13 protein-coding genes are annotated in these 21,141 nt (G+C 73.2%); 6 read left to right on the top strand and 7 right to left on the bottom strand.

Annotated elements, in window-relative coordinates; all coding sequences use genetic code 11:
* The coding region (locus U9R90_RS21400) for a nitrate- and nitrite sensing domain-containing protein (protein WP_411058264.1) at window positions 1–2,384 on the bottom strand (2,384 nt) is incomplete at its 3' end.
* Between the two features lie 420 nt (window positions 2,385–2,804).
* Between U9R90_RS21400 and U9R90_RS21405 the strand changes: the two genes are divergently transcribed.
* Window positions 2,805–3,224 carry a hypothetical protein gene (locus tag U9R90_RS21405; protein ID WP_411058265.1) on the top strand — a complete coding sequence of 140 codons (420 nt, stop codon included), beginning with the start codon at window positions 2,805–2,807 and terminating at the stop codon, window positions 3,222–3,224.
* 123 nt (window positions 3,225–3,347) lie between these two features.
* Here U9R90_RS21405 and U9R90_RS21410 read toward each other — a convergent pair whose 3' ends face one another.
* Window positions 3,348–4,547, bottom strand: coding sequence for an NAD(P)/FAD-dependent oxidoreductase (locus U9R90_RS21410; RefSeq protein ID WP_411058266.1), 1,200 nt, complete (start codon window positions 4,545–4,547; stop codon window positions 3,348–3,350).
* Complete coding sequence (locus U9R90_RS21415; RefSeq protein ID WP_411058267.1) at window positions 4,544–4,867, bottom strand: bifunctional 3-phenylpropionate/cinnamic acid dioxygenase ferredoxin subunit; 324 nt, start codon at window positions 4,865–4,867, stop codon at window positions 4,544–4,546. The genes U9R90_RS21410 and U9R90_RS21415 overlap by 4 nt, the downstream gene beginning before the upstream one ends.
* Window positions 4,868–5,245: 378 nt before the next feature.
* Here U9R90_RS21415 and U9R90_RS21420 point away from each other — a divergent pair, with 378 nt between their 5' ends.
* The 5 genes from U9R90_RS21420 to U9R90_RS21440 all read left to right on the top strand — a co-directional run bounded on the left by U9R90_RS21420 (window position 5,246) and on the right by U9R90_RS21440 (window position 12,297).
* Window positions 5,246–5,989, top strand: coding sequence for an IclR family transcriptional regulator (locus U9R90_RS21420; RefSeq protein WP_411059763.1), 744 nt, complete (start codon window positions 5,246–5,248; stop codon window positions 5,987–5,989).
* A gap of 228 nt (window positions 5,990–6,217) precedes the next feature.
* On the top strand, window positions 6,218–7,303 hold the full coding sequence (locus U9R90_RS21425; protein ID WP_411058268.1) for an S-(hydroxymethyl)mycothiol dehydrogenase: 1,086 nt from the start codon (window positions 6,218–6,220) through the stop codon (window positions 7,301–7,303).
* 133 nt (window positions 7,304–7,436) lie between these two features.
* Window positions 7,437–9,881 carry a GcvT family protein gene (locus U9R90_RS21430; protein ID WP_411058269.1) on the top strand — a complete coding sequence of 815 codons (2,445 nt, stop codon included), beginning with the start codon at window positions 7,437–7,439 and terminating at the stop codon, window positions 9,879–9,881.
* 44 nt (window positions 9,882–9,925) lie between these two features.
* On the top strand, window positions 9,926–11,080 hold the full coding sequence (gene solA / locus U9R90_RS21435; protein ID WP_411058270.1) for an N-methyl-L-tryptophan oxidase: 1,155 nt from the start codon (window positions 9,926–9,928) through the stop codon (window positions 11,078–11,080).
* A gap of 23 nt (window positions 11,081–11,103) precedes the next feature.
* A complete protein-coding gene (locus tag U9R90_RS21440) occupies window positions 11,104–12,297 on the top strand; it encodes an aromatic ring-hydroxylating oxygenase subunit alpha (protein ID WP_411058271.1) in 1,194 nt (397 codons plus the stop codon).
* Here the strand turns inward: U9R90_RS21440 and U9R90_RS21445 are convergent.
* From U9R90_RS21445 to U9R90_RS21460, 4 genes are all read right to left on the bottom strand, one after another.
* Window positions 12,251–17,146: a hypothetical protein gene (locus U9R90_RS21445; RefSeq protein ID WP_411058272.1), complete on the bottom strand. Its 4,896-nt coding sequence runs from the start codon at window positions 17,144–17,146 to the stop codon at window positions 12,251–12,253. The two genes, U9R90_RS21440 and U9R90_RS21445, sit on opposite strands and share 47 nt — an antisense overlap.
* A 62-nt stretch (window positions 17,147–17,208) precedes the next feature.
* Window positions 17,209–18,105: a hypothetical protein gene (locus U9R90_RS21450; RefSeq protein ID WP_411058273.1), complete on the bottom strand. Its 897-nt coding sequence runs from the start codon at window positions 18,103–18,105 to the stop codon at window positions 17,209–17,211.
* Window positions 18,106–18,139: 34 nt separating this feature from the next.
* Window positions 18,140–19,663, bottom strand: a complete 1,524-nt coding sequence (locus tag U9R90_RS21455) for a hypothetical protein (RefSeq protein WP_411058274.1) — start codon at window positions 19,661–19,663, stop codon at window positions 18,140–18,142.
* 185 nt (window positions 19,664–19,848) lie between these two features.
* The gene (locus tag U9R90_RS21460; protein WP_411058275.1) at window positions 19,849–20,712 is read right to left on the bottom strand and encodes an SGNH/GDSL hydrolase family protein; all 864 of its coding nucleotides are present in this window, start codon (window positions 20,710–20,712) and stop codon (window positions 19,849–19,851) included.
* Between the last annotated feature and the right edge of the window lie 429 nt (window positions 20,713–21,141).

The following is a 21,141-nucleotide window of genomic DNA, read 5'->3' on the forward strand; positions in this document are numbered from 1 at the left end:
TCGGTGGCTGGTTCCCGGGTGGTGGGGCGCGCGGGGCGTTCGGGGGCGCGCTCCCTGGACTGGGTGACCGGGCGGCCGTGCGAGCTCACCAGCTTGGGGGTCCTGCGGCGCGGCAGCGGGATCGCGCCCCCGGCGGCGTGCGGCGGCTCGCCCTGGCGGGCCTTGTCGCCACTGGCCTGGCCCTCGCCGCGAGGCTGCCGGTGCCGCTCGCCCAGGCTCGCGGGTGCCGGGCGGCGGGGGCGGAACAGGCCGCCGCGCTCGCTGTCCTCGTCGCCGATGTCCCCCAGGTCGCCGAGATCGTCCAGGACGTCGAGGCCAAGTCCCCCCGAGCCGACGGGGGCTTCGAGTTCCACGGGTCCGTCCACCACCGAGTGCGGCAGTCCGGGGAGTCTGGCGGGCACCTTGGAGAGCTGGGCCGTACGGTCGTCCGAGGCGTGGCGGTGCTGACCGGGGCGGGCGCGGTCCAGGCGGAACCCGACGCCGTCGGTGTCCTGCGCGTCGGTGAGCAGGGCGTCGGGGATGAAGACGACCGCGGTGGTTCCGCCGTACGGGGAGGGCTGCAGGGAGACGCGTATGTGCTGGCGTTGGGCGAGTCGGCTGACCACGAAGAGGCCGAGCCGGTCGGTGTCGGAGAGTTCGAACTCGGGGGTCTCCGCGAGCCGCAGATTGGCGTCCAGGAGCGCTTCCTTGGTCATCCCGAGGCCGCGGTCGTGGATCTCCAGTGTGAAGCCGTTGGCGACCCGCTCGCCGTGCACCTGTACGGCGGTGTGCGGGGGTGAGAACACCGTGGCGTTCTCCAGGAGTTCCGCGGCGAGATGGGTGAGGTCGGCGACGGCGGGGCCGGTTACGGCGATCCGGGGCAGGCGGCGTACCTCGATGCGCTCGTAGTCCTCGACCTCGGCCACCGCGGCCCGTACGACGTCCATCAGTTGGACGGGTTTGCGCCACTGTCGGGACGGGGCGGCGCCGGAGAGGATCACCAGGCCCTCCGCGTGCCGCCGCATCCGGGTGGTGAGGTGGTCGAGGCGGAACAGGTCGGCGAGTTCCTCGGTGTCCTCGGTCCTGCGCTCCATGGTGTCGAGCAGGGTGAGCTGCTTGTGCAGCAGGACCTGGCTGCGGCGGGCGAGGTTGACGAAGACCTCGGAGACGCCGCGTCGCATGTCGGCCTGCTTGACGGCGGCCTCCACGGCGGCCCGCTGCAGGGAGTTCAGGGCCTGGCCGACCTGGCCCATCTCGTCCTTGGCGTACTCCAGCCGGGGCGCTTCGGTACTGATGTCGACCTGCTCGCCCGCGGCGAGCCTGCGCATCACGCTGGGCAGCCGCACCCCGGAGGCCTCGTGGGCCTCCTTGCGGAGCTGGGACAGGTCCCGGATCAGGCCACGTCCAATACGTATGGACAGGAACAGCGAGACGGCCAGCGCCAGCATCCCGAGGATGCCCGCCACACCGGCCTTGACGAGGACGCTGATGGCGATCGGCTGGACCCGGTCCTGGTAGCGGTCGCCCGCGGCGGTGTTGCGCTCCGCCAGCTCTTCGAGCACGGGGAGCGCCGCCTTGTCCCAGCGGGTGGCCGTGAGGCCTCGCGGAGTGCCGGGACGGGCGGCCGCGGCCGTCTTCTCGGCCTCCCGCAGGGGCGCGGTCGCCGGGCCCTTCCAGAAGCGCTCGAACGTCCCGCGCTCGTCGTCCGGCAGCAGTTGGAGGTTGAGCTCGTACAGCAGCTCGCGCTGGGCCACCAGGTCGGTGATCTGCCGTACCTCGCGTGCTTCGAGCCGCCGGGCGACCAGCGCGGAGCCGAGCAACGCGTCCTCGCGGGAGAGGAGTTCCCTGGCGCGGGCGCCGCCGACGAGTGCGCGGCCCTGCTTGTCCATCTCGACGTCGTCCAGGCCGTGCAGGGTCTGCAGGAAGTCGTAGCAGGGGGTGATCAGCTTGGTGTAGAGGTCCAGGGCCTGGCCGCGGGTGAGCGGGCCGTCCTCGACGGAGCGGCGCAGCGACTCGATGCCCTCGAAGGACTCCACGATCGAGTCGAGCCGGTCTCTGGAGTGTTCGGCCAGCTCGCCCTGGACTTCCTCTTCCTGGGCGTTCGACCGGATGGTGGCGACCACGTCGTCGGTCTCGCTGTGCCTGCGGCGCAGTTTGGCCAGTGCGTCCGATGCGCGGGGGTCGGCCAGGTAGACGAGGGCCTGTCGGCGCTCCTCCTGGATGACCCGGGCCGCGTCCTCGATGGGGTAGCCGACCTTGTCGACGATGTACGAGACATCGAGCAACTGGTCGGCCTCACGCCAGGTGATGACCGTGGCCACGCCCCAGACGGCGGTCAGCGAAACCAGCGGCACCAGCAGCAACGCCACGATCTTCCGGCGGATGGACTTCCCGCGAAAGCGCATGGCCTCCCCCAGCTCAGACCCCGTGACCGGGGGTACGTGCGTCAGCAAACGGCGCGAGCCTACTACTGCGACAGGAGTAACTCGAAGGCATGTCCGGTCGCTTTTCGGCCGAAGAGCGCGCGGGACGTCACGAGTTGTCCTGCCTTACCAGGAGATGGCAGACCATGATCTGGGCCATGCGGGCGGGTGCCGTCCCGCCACTCCCCCGCATCGGATGGCCGGAATTCTTCCATCGCGGGAATCTTTCCGGCCTGCCATTCGTCCTGTCGTACGGGAGTTGGGGACGGATTGCGCCACCTGAGCCGTCGGCGGCCGCGGGCGATGGCAGGGGTCGCACGCGAGGTGGCGTAAAATGCCCCAAGCCGGGCAGTCAGTGAGAGGTCGGCCCGAAAGTGACGGGCGGCGGCCGACTGCAAGGTAGTGGGGAGTGACGTGGTCGTGGGGACGGCGCAACGGCGGGGGCCCGGTGGGCAGCTGTGGGTGGAGGAACCGGCACGGCGGGCGCGGATGCCCGATCCGGTACGGGACGCGGCCGTGCGCGCGGTGCTCTTTGTGGCGCTGACGCTGATTCAGGCGATGGTGGCCATGCTGTGCACCCTCACCGGTTCCTGGCTGGCCTTCCCGATGGTGATCGGGACGGTGGTCGGGACGGTGGTGGCCACCTGGGGCGTGCTCGATGTGTGGATCACCCGGCAGGTGTGGAACCAGCGGCACGGTGTGGTGTCGACGCCGAGCAGTTCGGCGCGGCAGCTGCGCAAGGAGCGGCGCCGGGCGCGCCGCGCGGGGCGCGCCGCGGCACGGGCCCGGCCAGCGGCTGGCAGTCGACTGTCGCAGGCCTGACGGGCAGGCGCTGAGGTCCGGACTGTCCGAGGCCTGTTGAGGCCCCGGACGGGCGCTGAGGTCCGGGCTGTCTCTGAAGTCCGGTGTGCCCGAGGCCCGTCGGGGCCCCGGGCGGGCACTGGATCAGACGGCCACGGGGGGCCTGGTGGCGTCACGCAAGGTTCGGCGGGCGCGCATGAAGGGGCGGGGGCGGTCGACGCCGAGCACGGCGGTGGTGTGCCCGGCGCGTTCGTAGTGGGCGAGGAAGCTCCCCTCCTCCAGGGAGCCTTCGACGATGCGGACGGTGTCGCCGTCCCGCCGTCGGCCGGCGAACTGGATACGGGCTCCGTACTGGTCGGACCAGAAATACGGAACGGTCCGCACGGTTTCCGTGGTGCGTCCGGCGAGCAGATTGCGCACGGCGACCGCGGGTTGTTCGGTGGCGCTGGTCCAGTGCTCGGCCCGGACGCCGCCGACTCTGGCCACGTCTCCGACCGCGACGACCTGGGGCAGCGCGGTCACGCAGCCGTCGTCGCACATCACCCCGTCGTCGACGGCGAGCGGTGAGCCGGAGAGCCAGCCGGTGTGCGGGACGGCGCCGATGCCCACGATCACCAGGTCGGCCGGGAGCAAGCGGCCGTCGGTGAGCTCGACGCCGGTGACGGCCCTGCCGTGGGCGCCCCCGCCGGGACCGGTGACCGTACGCTCGGCGCGCAGTGCCGCGACACCGGTGCCGCAGATCAGCCGTACGTCGCCGCGTTGATGCAGGCCCGCGCAGAACGTGGCCATGTCCGCGCCCAGTTGAGGCACCAGCGGCAGCTCAGCGGCCTCGACGACCGTGACCTGGTGGCCGAGCGCGGCGCAGGAGGACGCGGTCTCGGCGCCGATGAAACCGCCGCCGATGACCACGATCCGCCGTGGCCCATCGGCCAGTTCCGCGCGCAGGGCGCGGGCGTCCGGGAGCGTGCGCAGCAGGTGCACACCGGCGTACACCGGCCCTGGCAGCCCGCGCGGACAGGCCCCGGTGGCGATCACCACACCGTCGGTGGAGACGGTTCTGCCATCCGCCAGGAGCACGGTGCGGCCCCGGGTGTCGAGCCCGCGAGCGGGTACGCCGAGCAGCCACTCGGCGTCGAGCTCGGCGGTCTCCTCGTCGTCGCAGAGGGTCAGCTGATCCTCGTCCGCCTTCCCCGTGAGGAAGTCCTTGGACAGCGGTGGGCGGTCGTAGGGGCGGTGTGGTTCGGCGCCGACGACCACCAGGCGTCCGTCGAACCCCTGGGAACGCAGGGCGCGCGCCGCGTAGAGCCCGGCGAGCGAGGCGCCGACCACGGTGACGGTCCTCATGCGGCACTGCCCTCCTCGGCGACCTGCTGCCGTACATGGACCATGCCGTCGACGACGATCACCTGATGGGTGCGCAGCGCACGGCGGGCGGGCAGGCAGAGCGGTATTCCGGTACGAAGGTCGAATGACGCGGCGTGCAGCGGGCATTCGACCGATGCACCCTCCAGCCATCCCTCGGACAACGAGGCGTCCTGGTGGGTGCAGGTGTCATCGATGGCGTACAGCTCACCATCGGCATTGAACACGGCGATCGGCGGCGTGGTGTCGATGCGGACGGATTCGCCCGCGGGGAGGTCTTGAAGGCGGCAGACGGGTATCACGGGACCCCCTGTGGATGCACGACTGTTCGGTAACATCATGTTGCGTAATGCGCGCCTTCGAGCGCGATACGCAACAGAATCCGGGTGGGAAGCGAGTCACGTCAAGCGCTTCCCGACAATGCGGCCCTGACCAGGTCGCCAGGGGGTGAGAGTGGAGCCATGGCCGGCAAGCGGAGTGAGGACGACGTGAGTGAGCAGAGGCAGGAGGAACAGCGGAAACAGGAGGGACGCGCGAAACGCCGGGGGCAGGAGAGCCGGGAGGGGCCCGAGACACCTCAGAAGTCCGCGAGCCCCGAGAAATCCGCCAGCCCCGAGAAGTCCGCAGCCCAGGAGAAGTCCGCCGGTCAGGAGAAGCCGGGCAAGGGCGGCGCGAGCGCGGTGCAGTCCGTGGACCGCGCGGTGAGCGTCCTGGAGATCCTCGCCGAGCAGGGCGAGGCGGGCGCGTCCGAGATCGCGGACGCCCTGGACGTACACCGGTCCACGGCGTTCCGGCTGCTCGGGGTGCTGGAGAACCGCGGCCTGGTCACCCAGTCCCCGGACCGCGGCAAGTACTACCTGGGAGCCGGAGTGCTGCGCCTGGCCGGGGCGGCCGCGGTCCGCCTGGACATCTCCCAGGAGGGCGCCCCGGTCTGCCGCGACCTCGCCGACGAGCTGGGCGAGACCGTCAACATCGCGGTGCTCGACGACGACGCCGCGGTCAACATCATGCAGGCCCGCGGCTCAGCCTCGGTCACCGCGCAGAACTGGCTGGGCCGCCGCACCCCGCTGCACGCCACCTCCAGTGGCAAGGTGCTGCTCGCCCATCTGCCGCCGACCCTGCGCGAGGGGCTGCTCGCCCGCACTCTGCCGCGGTTCACGGACCACACGGTGACCGGCACCGTCGCGCTGCGCACCGAGCTCGAGGCGGTCGCGCAGCAGGGATACGCGCTGGCGATGGAGGAGCTGGAGGTGGGGCTGACCTCGGTGGCGGCGCCGGTGCGCGCGCACGACGGGAAGGTGATCGGCGCGATCAGCGTCTCCGGGCCGGTCTACCGGCTGACCGAGGACCGCCTCAACGAGCTGGCCAAGCGCGCGGTCGTAGTGGCGGCGGACCTCTCCCGCCGGATGGGGTACGGCTTCTGACCGACCCCTGACGAGACAGCGGGACCAGCGGCGGGGAGCCGACACACAGCGACGCGGGGCCGGGTGAATCCGGCCCCGCGTCGCTGTGTGTCGGTGGTGTTTCGCCGCACCCCCAGTCATTTTCCCGCGCTTAACTCCACCCCCTTGACGTCCCGATGTCGGCGTTCCCACTATGTCTCTCATAGCGCAACGCAGCGTGCTGTGCGCAACATCCGAAGGGTGGGGGCCGTGTCGTACGAGGTCCGTGCTGTCGTCTCCGTGAAAAAGGGTGCGCCCGTCGAGGTGCAGACGATCGTTGTGCCGGAACCAGGCCCGTCGGAGGTTCTCGTCGCCGTACAGGCCTGCGGGGTCTGCCACACCGATCTGCACTACCGGGAAGGCGCGATCAACGACGACTTCCCGTTTCTGCTCGGCCATGAGGCGGCCGGGACCGTGGAGGCGGTCGGCGCGGGTGTCACCGACCTCGTGCCCGGCGACTACGTGGTGATCGCCTGGCGTGCGCCCTGCGGCGCCTGTCGCTCCTGTCGCCGCGGCCGCCCCTGGTACTGCTTCGATTCGCTCAACGCCGCCCAGCCGATGACCCTGCTGGACGGCACCCCGCTCTCACCGGCCCTGGGCATCGGCGCCTTCGCCGAGAAGACCCTGGTCGCGGCCGGTCAGGCGGTGAAGGTCGACCCGGCGGCCCGCCCCGAGGCGGCCGGTCTGATCGGCTGCGGCGTGATGGCCGGGTACGGCGCCGCGGTGCACACCGGGGGCGTCGAGCGCGGTGACACCGTCGCCGTCATCGGCTGCGGCGGTGTCGGCAACGCCGCGATCGCCGGGGCCTCGCTGGCCGGGGCGCGCCGGGTCATCGCTGTCGACATCGACGACGCCAAGCTGAACGGCGCGGAGCGGTTCGGCGCCACGCACACCGTCAACTCGCGTGGCACGGACCCGGTCGCCGCGGTACGCGAGCTCACCAGCGGGTTCGGCGTGGACATCGCGATCGACGCGGTGGGCCGCCCGGAGACGTACCGGCAGGCCTTCTACATGCGTGACCACGCGGGCGTGCTGGTCCAGGTCGGCGTGCCCGACCCGGAGCTGACGATCGAGCTGCCGCTGATCGACCTCTTCTCGCGCGGCGGCGCGGTCAAGTCGTCCTGGTACGGCGACTGCCTGCCCAGCCGGGACTTCCCGATCCTCATCGACCAGTACCTCAGCGGCCGCCTCGACCTGGGCGGCTTCGTCACCGAAACGATTCGCCTGGAGCAGGTCGAGGAGGCCTTCGCCGCGATGCAGCGCGGCGAGGTGCTGCGCTCGGTCGTGGTGTTCTGAGCCGCCCCTCGTGAGCCACGCGTCGTGAGCCACACCTCGTGGACCGCCCGTCGTGAGCCGTCCATCGCGAGCCACGCGTCATGAGCCACCAGTCCCCTAGAGCCACCCGATTCACAGCAGCGCAAGGAGGGGCATGTCCAGCACCCCCGCATCCACCACCCCCCGCGTCGTCGTCATCGGCGCCGGGATCGTGGGCTGTTCCCTGGCCGACGAGCTCACCGCACGCGGCTGGAGCGACGTCACCGTACTGGAGCAGGGCCCGCTGCCCGCTCCCGGTGGCTCCACCTCGCACGCGCCGGGCCTGGTGTTCAGGACCAGCCCGTCCAAGACGCTCACCGAGTTCGCCGCGTACACCGTCGAGAAGTTCGGCTCGCTCACGGTCGACGGCGTGCCCTGCTTCGACCCGGTGGGCGGCCTGGAACTGGCCACCACACCAGAGCGCTGGGCCGATCTGCATCGCAAGGCGGGCCTGGCCGCCTCCTGGGGCGTCCACGGCGAACTCGTCCCGCCGCGTACCTGCCAGGAGCTGTGGCCCCTGCTCGACACGTCCAAGGTGCTCGGCGGCTTCCACACCCCGGGCGACGGCCTCGCCCGCGCGGTGCTCGCCTGTCGCGCCCAGCAGGAGCGGGCCGAGCGGCGCGGCGCCCGCTTCCTGGACCGGCACACCGTCACGGGCATCGAGCGCGAGAACGGCCGGGTCACCGGTGTGGTCACCGACCGGGGCACCTTCCCCGCCGACCATGTGGTCTCCGCGGCCGGATTCTGGGGTCCTGTCATCGGACGGATGGCCGGGGTCGACGTGCCGCTGCTGCCGCTCGCCCACCAGTACGCCAAGACCGCGCCGCTCCCCGGTCTGCTCGGCAAGGAGCCGGGCGTCGAGGCCACCCGGCCGATCCTGCGCTTCCAGGACCGCGACCTGTACTTCCGCGAGCACGGCGACCGCCTCGGCATCGGCTCGTACGCCCACCGCCCGCTGCCCGTCGACGCGTTCACCGTCCCCGCCTACGACGACGCGCCGGTGATGCCGTCCTCGTACCCCTTCACCGAGGACGATTTCGCGCCAAGCTGGGACGACTGCGCCTGGCTGCTCCCCGCGCTCGGCGACTCCAAGGTCGAAGAGGGCTTCAACGGCGTCTTCTCCTTCACGCCCGACGGCATGCCGTTGATCGGCGAGTCCGCCGCGCTGCGCGGCTTCTGGCTGGCGGAGGCCGTGTGGGTGACGCACTCGGCGGGCGTGGCGCGGGCCGTCGCCGAGTGGATGACCACCGGCGAACCCGGGATCGACGTCCACGAGTGCGACCTGACCCGCTTCGAGGACGCCCAGCGCTCCCCCGCGTACGTCGCCGAGCGCGGCGCGCAGCAGTTCGTCGAGGTGTACGACGTCATCCACCCGCTGCAGCCGATCGAGCGGCCGCGCCCGCTGCGGGTCAGCCCCTTCTACGCCCGGCAGCGTGAACTCGGCGCCTACTTCCTGGAGGGCGGCGGCTGGGAGCGCCCGCACTGGTACGAGGCGAACGCCCCGCTCACCGACGGACTCGCGGTCCCCGAGCGGGACGCCTGGTCGGCCCGCTACTGGTCGCCGATCGCCGCCGCCGAGGCCAGGGCGACGCGCGAACGGGTCGCGCTGTACGACATGACGCCGCTCAGGCGCCTGGAGGTCAGCGGGCCCGGCGCGCTGGGCTTCCTGCAGTACATGACCTCCAACAACGTGGCGAAACGGCCCGGTTCGGTGACCTACACGCTGCTCCTCGACCACCACGGAGGGATACGTTCCGACCTCACCGTCGCCCGGCTCGACGCCGAGCACTTCCAGGTGGGCGCCAACTCCCCCGCGGACCTGGACTGGCTGCGGCGGCACGCGCCCGACGACGTGCGGCTGCGCGACATCACCGCCGGGACCTGCTGTGTCGGTGTGTGGGGCCCGCTGGCCCGCGCACTGGTCCAGCCGCTCACCCGCGACGACTTCTCGCACCAGGCCTTCGGCTTCTTCAAGGCCAGGCAGACCCATATCGGCGACGTGCCGGTCACCGCGATGCGGCTGAGCTACGTCGGCGAGCTGGGCTGGGAGCTGTACACCACCGCCGATCTGGGGCTCCGGCTCTGGGACACGCTGTGGGCGGCCGGCCAGTCGCTCGGGGTGATCGCGGCCGGGCGCTCGGCCTTCAACAGCCTGCGCCTGGAGAAGGGCTACCGCGCCTGGGGCCACGACATGACCAGCGAACACACCCCGTACGAGGCGGGCGTCGGCTTCGCCGTCCGTCTTGACCGGGGCGACTTCGTCGGGCGCGCGGCCCTCGACCCGCTGGCCGAACCGGAGCGCAGGCTCACCGCGCTCACCCTGGACGACCCCGCGGCGGTGGTGCTCGGCAAGGAGCCGGTGTACGTCGCCGGGGCCGCGGCCGGTTATGTCACCAGCGCCGCGTACGGCTACACGCTGGGCCGCTGTGTGGCGTACGCCTGGCTGCCGCCACTCCCCTCGGGGACCGCGGTGCACATCGAGTACTTCGGCCAGCGGATGCCCGCGACCGTCGCCGACGAGCCGCTCTTCGACCCGAAGATGACCCACATTCTGCGGTGAGCAACGCCCCGCGAACGTCCCGCCGCCATCGGAAAGGGCCTGAGATGTCCCCCACCTACGACGTGATCGTGATCGGCCTCGGCGGCATGGGCAGCGCCGCCGCACACCATCTGTCGGCGCGCGGTGCCCGGGTGCTGGGGCTGGAGAAGTACGGCCCGGTGCACAGCCGGGGCTCCAGCCACGGCGGCTCCCGTGTCACCCGCCAGTCGTACTTCGAGGACCCCGCGTATGTGCCCCTGCTGCTGCGCTCCTACGAGCTGTACGAGCAGCTGGAACGGGAGACCGGGCGGCGGATCGCCACCCTGTGCGGCGGGCTGATGCTCGGCCGCCCCGACAGCCGGGTCGTGGCGGGCTCGCTGCTCTCCGCCGAGAAGTGGGGCCTGCCGCACGAGCTCCTGAGCGCCCCGGAGATACGACGCCGCTTCCCGACCCTCACCCCGGACGACGACGAGGTCGCGCTGTACGAGGCGCGGGCCGGTCTGCTGCGCCCGGAGAACACCGTCGCCGCCCATCTGCAGCTCGCCACCCGCGCCGGGGCCGACCTGCACTTCGACGAGCCGGTCACCCGCTGGGAGCCGTACCGGGACGGCGTACGGGTGCACACGCCCGAGGACACCTACACCGCGGGCCGCCTGGTGATCTGCCCGGGGGCGTGGGCGCCGGGGCTGCTCGCCGACCTCGGGGTGCCGTTCAGCATCGAACGGCAGGTCATGTACTGGTTCCGGCCGACCGGGGGTGTGCGTCCGTACGTCCCCGAGCGGCATCCCGTCTACATCTGGGAGGACAGCGCCGGAGTGCAGGTCTACGGGTTCCCGGCGATCGACGGCCCGGACGGCGGCGCCAAGGTGGCCTTCTTCCGCAAGGGCACCGTCTGCACCCCCGAGACCATCGAACGGACCGTGCACGACGACGAGGTGGCGGCCATGGCCCAGCAGGCCGGGCGGCGGCTGCCGTCGCTGCCCGGCGGCTTCCTCACCGCGGCGACCTGTATGTACACCACCACGCCCGACGAGCACTTCGTGATCGCCCGGCATCCGGCGCACCCCGACTCGGTGACCGTGGCCTGCGGGTTCTCCGGGCACGGCTTCAAGTTCGTGCCGGTCGTCGGGGAGATACTCGCCGACCTGGCGCTGCGGGGCACCACCGAGCACCCGATCGAACTGTTCCACCCGTCCCGGCTCACCGCCGCACCTGTCTGATCGATGCGAGAGGTACGCCTCCCATGACCACCACGCCGACCACGCCCCTCACGCCGAGCCTGATCGCGACGCTGCCCGGCCGTCACTACACCGACCCCGACCTCTTCCGCCAGGAGCAGGAGCGGATCTTCGAGTCCCTGTGGTTCTGCGCGGTGCGCGCCGCCGACCTCGACAAGCCCGGCGCGTTCCGTACCGTGCAGATCGGCCGCGAGTCGGTCGTCGTCACCCGCAACCGCGCCGGTGAGCTGCGCGCCTTCCTCAACATCTGCCGCCATCGCGGCGCCCGGCTCTGCCTGGAGTCCGTGGGCGAGGTGCGCCGGTCGCTGCAGTGCCCGTACCACGCGTGGACGTACGACCTGGACGGGAAGCTGATCGCGGCGCCCAACCTGGCCAGCCTCACGGACATCGACCGCTCGGCGTACGGGCTCCGGCCCGTCCATCTGCGCGAGTGGCTCGGCTATGGGTGGCTCTGCCTGGCCGACGAGCCGCCGTCGTTCGAGGAGACGGTGATCGGCGCGGCCGTGGAGCGGCTCGGGGACGTCGCCGCCATCGACCGCTACGGGGTGGCCGGGCTCGCCCTGGGCAAGCGGATCACCTACGACGTACAGGCCAACTGGAAGCTGATCGTCGAGAACTTCATGGAGTGCTACCACTGCGCCACCATCCATCCGGAACTCACCGACGTCCTCCCGGAGTTCGCGGACGGTCTGGCGGCCCAGTACTACGTGGGGCACGGCGCCGCGTTCGGTGCGGAGGTCAAGGGCTTCACGGTGGACGGCAGCGCGGGCTTCGGGCGGCTCGACGGCATCGACGAGGAGCAGGACCGGCGCTACTACGCGATCACCGTGAAGCCGACGGTCTTCGTCAACCTGGTGCCCGACCATGTGATCCTGCACCGGATGTTCCCGCTCGGCCCGGACCGTACGGTCGTCGAGTGCGACTGGCTGTACGCGCCCGAGGTCGTCGCGTCCGGCGCCGACCTGTCCGGCTCGGTGGAACTGTTCCACCGGGTCAACTCGCAGGACTTCGACGCCTGTGAGCGCACCCAGCCCGCGATGAGCTCGCGCGCGTACCGGGACGGCGGGGTGCTGGTGCCGTCCGAGCACCACATCGGCAAGTTCCACCGGTGGGTGCGCGAGCAAATCACTGAGCCTGGAACGGACTCCGCGCTCAGTCCTCCGCCGTCGCCGGGCGCTTGTACATCCGTGTCGCCGTGATCTCGCCGTGCACCGTCGGGCCGTCCGGGTCCTGTTGGGGCAGGCCCGGACGGAGGTGCTCCTCGACGCTGATGTACTTCAGGCCCGCCCGCAGGTCCGCGTCGTTGCGCAGCCGGATGACCAGCGGGAACTCGGCGAGCGCAGTGGTGTCGAACAGGCCGGTGGTGTACAGCAGCTGGACGCCGAGCGCGTCGGAGACGGCGCGCTGGAGCTCCAGGAGATAGGTGGCGTTGGCGCGGCCGATGGGGTTGTCCAGGAAGAGCGTGCCCGCGTGCCGGTGCTTGTCGCGGCCCCGGTCGTTGCTGCGCAGGGCGGCCATCGTGCAGTACAGGGCGATGGCGGCGGTGAGCAGCTGGCCGCCGGAGAAGACGTCGCCCATCTGGCCGACCGGGACGCGCTCAGCGCGTAGCACGGCGTCCGGCTTGAGGATCTCGACGGCGACGCCGCGCGGCTCCAGGGCCGCCTGGACGCCCCTGAGCAGCAGGGACATACCGTCGCGGCGGCCTTCGCCGTAGCTGGCGGCGGTGTTCTTCTTGAGGGCGGCGCGGGTGGCGTCGTCGACGACCTCGCCGAGGCGTTCGGCGAGGGTCGCCTGGTCAGGCTCCTCGAAGCGGATGCGCAGGAACTCCTGGCCCGACCACTCACCGAGGCCTTCGGGGAGGCGGGACAGGCGCTGAGCCGAGCGCAGGGTGGCCAGCGCGGACTCCACCAGGCCGCGCAGCCGGTCCACGATGCTGTCGCGGTTGCGCTCCAGTTGCTCCAGCTCGTCGGTGAGGACGCGCAGGCGCGGCGCGAACGCCTCGGCCCACTTGCGGGCGTGCTCGGGCAGGGCGGCGGCGGGCAGTTCGCGGATCTGCTGGCGGGCCGGGGTGCGGACCTGCTCGTACCGGGTGGAGTTGGCGTGCCGGACCAGGACGTCGCTGCTCTCGCGTACGGCCGCGTCGGCCGCGGACAGGTCGGCGGCGCAGCCGCGCAGAGAGCGGCGGGTCTCGGCGGCGGCCTGGCGGGCCTCTTCCAGGGTGCCGGGGTAGGGCTCGGGTGCCTCGGGCTCGTCGGGCTCGCCTGCGGGATGGTCGCGCAGCAGGTCGCGCAGGAGCGCGGCGGTCTCGTCGAAGCCGCCCGCGCCGTCCTCGGCGGCGCGGTGGGCGCGCAGCAGTTCGGTGTGCGCCTCCTTGGCCTGGTGGAGTGCCTCGGTGCGGGTGGCCAGTTCCGCGGTGGCGGTACGCAGCAGGGTCTGGGCGTGCTCGGCGTCGGCCGGGACCAGGTCGTCGGGCAGCTCGGTGTGCGCCTCGCCGTCCTCGGGGGCGTGCCGCTCGGCCTCGCCGCGGAGCCGTCCGAGCTGCTCGCTCGCGGTGGAGGCGCGGGTCTCCAGCATCTGGACCAGGGACTCGGCGCGGGCGGACGCGGCCTGCCGGGACGGGCCGTCGGCGCCGTCCGGGCCCTGAAGGAGCGTGGCGGCGCGGGTGCGGACCTTGTTGCTGAGCCGGTCGAGTTGGGCGAGTGCGGCGCTCTCGTCGCTCTCGGCGCGGGCCTGTTCGGCGCGCAGGTCGGCGCCGACGCCGACCTTCTCGTACAGCTGGGACGCGGCACGGTAGGCCTCGCGCAGGGCGGGCAGGGCGGTGCGCGGGGCGTCGCCTTCGGGGGTCTGCTCGGGGATCTCCTCGGGCGCGCCGGCGATCTCGGCGCGCTCGGCGCGCAGGGCGCGGGCGGTGCGGCGGGCGTCGTCCGCGGCGCGCTGGGTGGCTCGGCGGTCCTCGTCGGCGGCCCTGGCGCGCTCCAGGCAGGCCTGCGCCTTGGCCTCGGACTCGACGGCGTCGTCGGCCAGTTCGCGCAGTTTCACCTGCCATCCGGCGCGCTCACGCAGCCGGAAGGCGAGTCCGGCGAGCGCGTCGGCGGCCCTGCGGGCCCGCTGGGCGGCGTCCTGGCGCTCGTCCCGTACGCGCGCGGTGTCGGCGGCGGCCTCGTCGGCCTCGGCGCGTGCGGTGCGGGCCTCGACCAGTTCGGCCTCGGTCTCCTCGGCGAAGGCGCGGGCGGTCTCGGCGACGGTGGCGAGCTCGGCGAGCCGCCCCGCCGGGCAGCCCGCGCGCCAGGAGGCGAGCCGGGCGGCCAGTTCGCGGTCCTTGCCAAGGCGGGCGGCGAGTGCCCGGATCTCCTCGTCGCGCAGGGTGGCGCGTGCCCGCAGTGCCTGCCGCTCCTCGTCGGCGGCCTGCTCGTCGTGCATGGCCGGGTTCGGCGGTACGAGGAAGACCTCGGCCTCGCCCGCGCCTGGGGCCGGGGTGGGGGCCAGCAGCGCGGCCGCGGTGCCGACGGCGACCGTGGAGCGGGGCAGCAGCGCGGCGTCGTCCAGCACCTCGCGGGCGCGGGCGTGGGTCGCGGGGTCGGTGATGACGACGCCGTCGACCAGCTCGGGGCGTGCGGCGAGCACGCGCGCGTGGTCGGTCGGGTCGACGGCCTGCGCGAGGTAGCGCCAGCCGGGCAGTGCGGGGATGCCGTGCTCGCCCAGGTACTCCACGGTGGCGAGCACGTCGGGTCCGGGCGGCAGCAGTCCGCCGTCGCCCAGCGCGCCGAGGATACGGGCGTCGTCGGCGGCGGCCGTACGCAACTCGAAGAGCTGCCGCTCGGCGGAGGCGACGCCCTGCTCAAGCAGCTCGCCCAGTTCGTCGGCGTACCGGTCCAGCTCTTCGGCCGTGAGGGGGCCGTCCTTGGCGGGGCGCCGCGCTGCTCCGCGGGCGTCGGCCGCGCGGCGGCCCGCTCCGGAACGGTCGGCAGACCGCGCGGCCTCTTCCTGGTCCGCCTCTCGGGATTCCCGGTCCGCGTCGCCGGACGCCGGGTCCGGAGCACCGCCACCGGTACCCGCCGAACCCGCCCCATCCCCGGCGGCGGACCGGGCGTCGCCCGTAGGTCCGTCGCCGGGCTCGCCCGCTCCCGGAGCCTGCCCGTCGGCCGCGCTCGCGGCGCGTTCGGAGGCACGTCCGGGGCGCCCCGGCGACGCGAAAGACCCGGGCGCCGGCAGGCTCAGCAGCTCGGCGAGGCGCTCCTGAGCCGCGAGCGCTTCGGCCGTGCGGCGCTCCGCGTCATGCGCGGCCTCGGCCGCGGCGGCGGCGTCCGCGGCGCGGGCCGCGGTGAGTTCGGCGCGTGCCTCGGTGGCCGCGGTCTCCTTGGCGCGCTCGGATGCCGTACGGGACGCCTCGCGGGCCGCGTCCCACGCGGCGACCGCCGTCTTCTCGGCGTCGCTCGCGGCGAGCGCGGCGCGGGCCGGGTCGGCGTCCGGGGCCGAGTCGTCCAGCCACCCGGCGCGTACGGCTTCCGCCGTCTCCTGCTCGACCTCGGTCAGGCGCTGGCGCAGATGGCCGCTCTCGCTGCGGGCCCGCTGCGCGTCGGTCGCGGCGACCGTGGCGTCGCGGTGGGCGGCCTCGCCGGTCTCCTGGAGTACGGCGGACCGCTCCTCCTCCTCGTTGGCCAGGCGCTCGCCGTCCGCCGCGGCCGTGTGCAGGGCGCGTACGAGATCGGCGGCGGCCGTCGCCCGGGCGGCGAGGGCGGGTGCCGCGTCCCGCTCGGCCTCGCGGATGGCGACGGCGACCCGCGCGGAGCGGTCGGCGGCGGCGCGGTGCCGCAGCACCGCCTCGGCCGCCTGCCACGCCGCGTGCAGGGTGCGCGCATCGGCGAGTTCGCGCTTCTGCGCGGCGGCCGACTTCTCCGCGGCGGACAGCGCCAGGGACGCGTTGCGGTAGGCCAGTTCGGCGGCGATCAGCGCTCTCTGGCCACGGGTGCGCTCGGCCTCGGTGACGGTGTGCGCGGCGTCGGTGACCTGCTGGGCCAGGTCGGCGGCGCGGGCCCGCTCCTGGGCGGCGCGCGCGGAGAGCCTGCGGGACAGCGTGCGGGTGCGCCGCTCGGCGCCGGTGTGCACCTCACGCGCGCGTGCCCGCGTGTCGGAGGCCTCGACGATCCGCCCGAGCAGGTCCACCGAGCCCGCGGTGAAGTCGCGTTCGGCCATCAGCTCCGCGCGCCGTCCGAGCTTGTTGCCGAAGCCGCTCACCAGGTCGGCGAGCCCGTCGGTGTCGCGGGTGTCGGTGACGGCGCGCAGCAGCAGATCGGTGAAGTCGGAGTCCTTCTTGACCGCGAAGAGACCGGCCGCCTCACCTTCGTCGGCGTTCATCTCCCGCTGGTAGCGGAAGAGTTCGGGGTCCAGGCCCAGGTCGCCGAGGTGTTCGTTCCAGCGGTCGTGGATCTCCTCCCAGTGCACCTCGAGATGCGGGTACGCCTTGCCCGCCTCGGTGAGCGCGTCCCTGAAGCCCTTCATGGTGCGGCGGCGGCCCTGCGCCCCCGAAGCGCCCTCGGCCACCGGACGTACGGCGGTGGACTCGGCGACCGGAAGGTTGTCCAGGCTCATCCCGGGTCCGGGGCGCAGCGAGTACCAGGCCTCGGCGAACTTCCGCGGATCGTTGGAGACCTGCCGTCCGCGCCACTCGCTCACCTTGCCGACGACCACGCACTCGCCGGTCAGGGTGTGCTGCCACTCCAGCGCCACATGCCCGCAGTCGTCGGCGAGCAGGAACTTGCGCAGCACGCCGGAGCTGGCGCCGCCGAGGGTGTTGCGGTGGCCCGGCAGCATCACCGAGAAGATCAGCTTGAGCAGTACGGACTTGCCGCCGCCGTTCTCCAGGAAGAGCACCCCGGCCGGGGCCGGGCGGCGCGGCGGCCCGGTCGGCTCGTCCTCGAAGAACTCCGCCTGGGTGGGCGCGGGGTTCGGCACGGCCGGGCCCACTCCGCGCAGGTCGAGCACGGTGTCGGCATAGCGAGCACCGGCTGGGCCGATGGAGTAGAGGCGGACCCGGGACAGCTCGTACATGGCGGGGACTCTCGTCGTCAGTCTTGGGAAGCGGGCGGTACTCGGTGGCGGGGAGCCTGGGCTCAGGGCTGCTGAGCGGAGTGGAAGGGCAGTCCGGCGCCGGCGACCAGTTCCAGGTCCTCCCCGTCGTCGGCCGGGATCAGGCTCGCGGTGCCGTCGGTCACCGGCACGATGCCCAGCTCAAGCAGTTCGGCCATGGCGGCGCTGCCCGCCATGTCGCGGACCTGCAGCTGGTAGCGGGCGGTGGTGCGGTACGTGCCTCCGGAGTCGTCGCCGGTGCGCTGCAGAAAGCCGGAGTCGGTGAGGAAGGCGGCGGCCTTGCCGACGATGCCGGTGGTGGAACCGGCGAGCCGGCGCGCGTCCTTGGTGGCTCCGGTGGAGCTGCGCCGGGCCCAGATCCGCCAGCCCGCCTCCAGCCCCGGGGCGTCCGACGCGGGGTCGGTGTTCTCGCCCTGTTCCTCGGCGCGTTCTTCGAGGCGGCGGCAGGCCTGCCGGACGAACGCGTCGACGCCGTTGACCGTGACGCGTCCGATGTACCCGTCGTCGGCGAGGTCCTCGGGGCGCGGGAAGGCCATGGCGGCGATCGCGAGGTGGGCGAGGCCGTGCAGGAAGCGGTCGGCCGCGTCGGACGAGGCGCGTCGCGCGTAGTCGCCCATACGGACGGCGAACACGGAGTCCTCGGCGGCGGTCACGGCCATCCCCGCGCGCGGGGACACCTCCAGGACCACGAGTCCGAGCCCGGTGGCCACGGCGTCCGCGAGCCGGGCGAAGGGCGGGTCCTCGCGGTAGCGGCGCAGCAGTTCGGTGTACTCGGCGTCGCGGGCGGGCTGCAGTTTGGGCTGGAGCCCGAAGGACACCAGCCGCGCGGCGTCGGCGGCGTCGGCGGGGGTCACCGCGGCGGGCGCGGGGCGGGCCTCGGGCTCACTCCACGCGGCGGTGTCTGCGTGGTGGTCACTCACGGGTGCGCTCCTTGCTGAGGGTCAAGAACAAACATCACGCGGCCTCCGTACGGTCCGCGGCCATCCCCGCCGCATCGAGCAGCGCTGTCCCGACGATCAGGTCGGCGCCGCCGAACTCCGGGTCGTCCAGCTCGGTGCCGTCATCCACGGCGAACAGCAGCCGCTGCTCACCCTGGCGGTACGCGGTGCCGACCGGCGGACTGGCCGCATGCACCGCCAACAGTGCGACGAGATACGGCAGCTCGGGGTCCAGGCGGCGGGCCTCGGCAAGCAGCCCCGACAGCCGGCGCGGCGCGTCGTGCTCCAGGTCGAGCAGCTCCATCGCGCCGGCCAGCTGCTCCTCGCTGAACCTGCTGTCGTCCGGGGTGGCGATCAGATCGGGCTCGGGCATCTCGGCGCCCAGGTGCTCGCGCTCCACCGGGGGCGTGAGCAGCATCTCCACGAGGTCGCCGACGCGCACCGACGTCGGGGTGCGCAGCCCGGTGCCACGGGCGAAGAACGCGTCCGTGACGCGAGTAGCCCGCTCGACCGGGAGTGGCAGGACGGGGGCGACCAGCTGGCCGTAGAGGTCGAGCCCCAGGCGGGCGGTGGGGGTCGCGAAGGCCTGCCGGTCCTGCTCGGCGCGGAACAGCGGTCCGGCCTCCAGGAGCCGGGACTGCAGTTGGGTGTGGCGGCGGATGCAGTCCTTGACGATGTCGACGAGCTCCGCGGCGCGCCGCTTGTGCTCGGCGGTCTTGGGGTCGGAGCCGGTGTCGGCCTCGTCTCTGGCCTTGCGGATGTTGGTCAGGATGGCGTTCTCGTGGCGGTACCGGTCGGCGACGTGGTCGAGCGCCTCGGCGATCATGTCGGGGACGGCCTGCAGCCAGTCCACGGCGCGGACGTTGCGCCGGGTGGCGTCCAGGGCGCGGCGCAGCGACTCCGAGTACTGCACGGTGCGGTAGCGGGCCTGCTCGGCGGCGAGCTGCGCGTCGGCGAGGCGGCCGCGGCTGATCAGCACCTCAAGCTTGACCTCGGCCGCGATCTGGGCGCTGGTGACGTCCGTGTCGAGGGCGCCCACCAGGACGTTGACCGCTTCGTCCGTGGTGCGCAGATAGACCCCGCCGCCGTATCCGGGGACCTCCTCGATGAGCTTGAAGTCGTAGTCGCGGCGGACGTAGGAGCCGTCGGGGGCGAAGGTGCCGTACACGGCGCGGAAGCCGCGGTCGGCGCTGCCGACGTTGATCAGGTTCTCCAGGACCCAGCGGGCCACCCGCTCGTGTTCGGCGGCGGGCCGCTGGGGGGCCTGGGCAGCGACGCGGGGGACGAGCCTGGTCACTATCTGTTCGTGGTCGGCGCCCGTGTCGAAGTCCATGTTCAGGGTGACCAGGTCGATGGCCGAGAGCGCCACCTCCGCCATCGCGTACACCGAGTACTCGCCGGCCAGGTTGGCCTTGCGTACGTCGAGGTCGTGCAGCGGCGCCGTGCAGGCCAGGGCACGCAGCCGCCGGGCCAGGCCCTCGTCGGCGGCCGGGCCCAGGGCCGGGGACGGGACACTTTTGGCCGGGGCAGGTGCAGTCACGACGGAAAGATTAGGCGGTCGCACTGACAACGGCCGAAACGGCGCAGATGGCACCGCATGCGCGCAAGGGCCGCGGGGCGGCGGCCGCGGTCGGTTGCGGCCCGTTCGCCGTCCGTCGGGCCGCCGTCCACGGGCGCGCGGGGGTCGCGCCGTACGCCATGAACTCCCTTACCGCGTACGGGGGTTCAGGCGGCGTCCGGCTGCTGGCCCGCCGAGAGGGCGGCCAGCGCGGCCGACACGGCCTGGGTGGTGCGCAGGTCGAGCGCCGCGCTGGAGCCGCGGGCCAGGTGACGTAGTTCATCGGCGGCGAGTGTCAGCAGCTGGGGCAGCAGGTCGGTGCACCGGCGTGCCACCCAGCCGGTGCCCGCGGTGGCCAGCCACAGCACGCTCGCGGTACGGGTCGGCGGAGGCTGCTCCGGCTCGTACGACGGTGGAGTGCCCAAGGTCCGTCCGGAGGCGGTGAGCAGGGCGTGGAAGCGGGCGGCGATCAAGCGGTGCCCGCGCTCGCCGGGGTGCAGCCGGTCCGCGCTCCACATCGTGCGGTCGGTGACCCAGGCGCCCTCCGCGAGGTGCAGGTGGATGGCCCCGTACCGCTCGGAGAGTGCGTGCACCACCGCGTTGACCGCGTGCTGCCGACGCGCCAGCGGGCGGGCGAGCGCCGCGGGCAGCCCGAGCATGGTCCCGGGGTCGGGCAGGCACGCGGTGAGCAGTACCGCGCCGCGCGCGGTGAGCGCCGCGTACACCGAGTCGAGGCGGGCGGCGACCGCGTGGATGTCGAAGGTGCAGCGCAGGGTGTCGTTGACGCCGACCACGACGGACGCGACGTCGGGCCGGAAGGCGAGGGCGGCGGGGGTCTGGCGGCGCAGTACGTCGCCGGTCTGCGCCCCGCTGACCGCGAGGTTGCGGAACTCCACGGGGGCTTCGGGGGGCGCGAGCCCCTCGGCGAGCAGCGCCGCCCAGCCCCGCCAGCTGTCGCCCACCAGGTCGCCGACGCCCTCACTGAGCGAGTCCCCCAGGGCGACGAACCGCAGCGACGCGGACCCGTTCACGAGACCCCCTTCTCGGGCGTCCGACGCCCGCCCGGCACGGCGGGGTTCGCGCCCCGGCCGCGCACGGGTGCGGCGAGGCGGCGCCCGCTGGTGCGGACACCGACCAGACGGCCGCCGGTCTCACCCGTGCCCGCACCGGCGAGACGAGCACCCGTCTCCCCTGTGGCCCCACGGCCGAGCCCGGCGCCGTGACGGCCCGCACCTTCACCGGCCGCTGCCGGCCCATGGGCCGCACTTGGCCCTTGGGCCGCGTCTGGTCTTTGGGCCGCGCCTGGCCCACGGGGCGTACTACCTTCGCCCGCCGCAGCCGGTCCACGGGCCGCACTTGGCCCTCGGGCCGTGCCTGGTCCCTGGGCCGCGCCTGATCCACGGGGCGCACCCCGCCCGTGGTCCGTGCCTGGTCCACGGGGCGCACCCGGCCCGTGTGAA

Source organism: Streptomyces sp. E11-3 (assembly GCF_046540415.1).
In the GTDB taxonomy this organism is placed as follows: Bacteria; Actinomycetota; Actinomycetes; order Streptomycetales; family Streptomycetaceae; genus Streptomyces.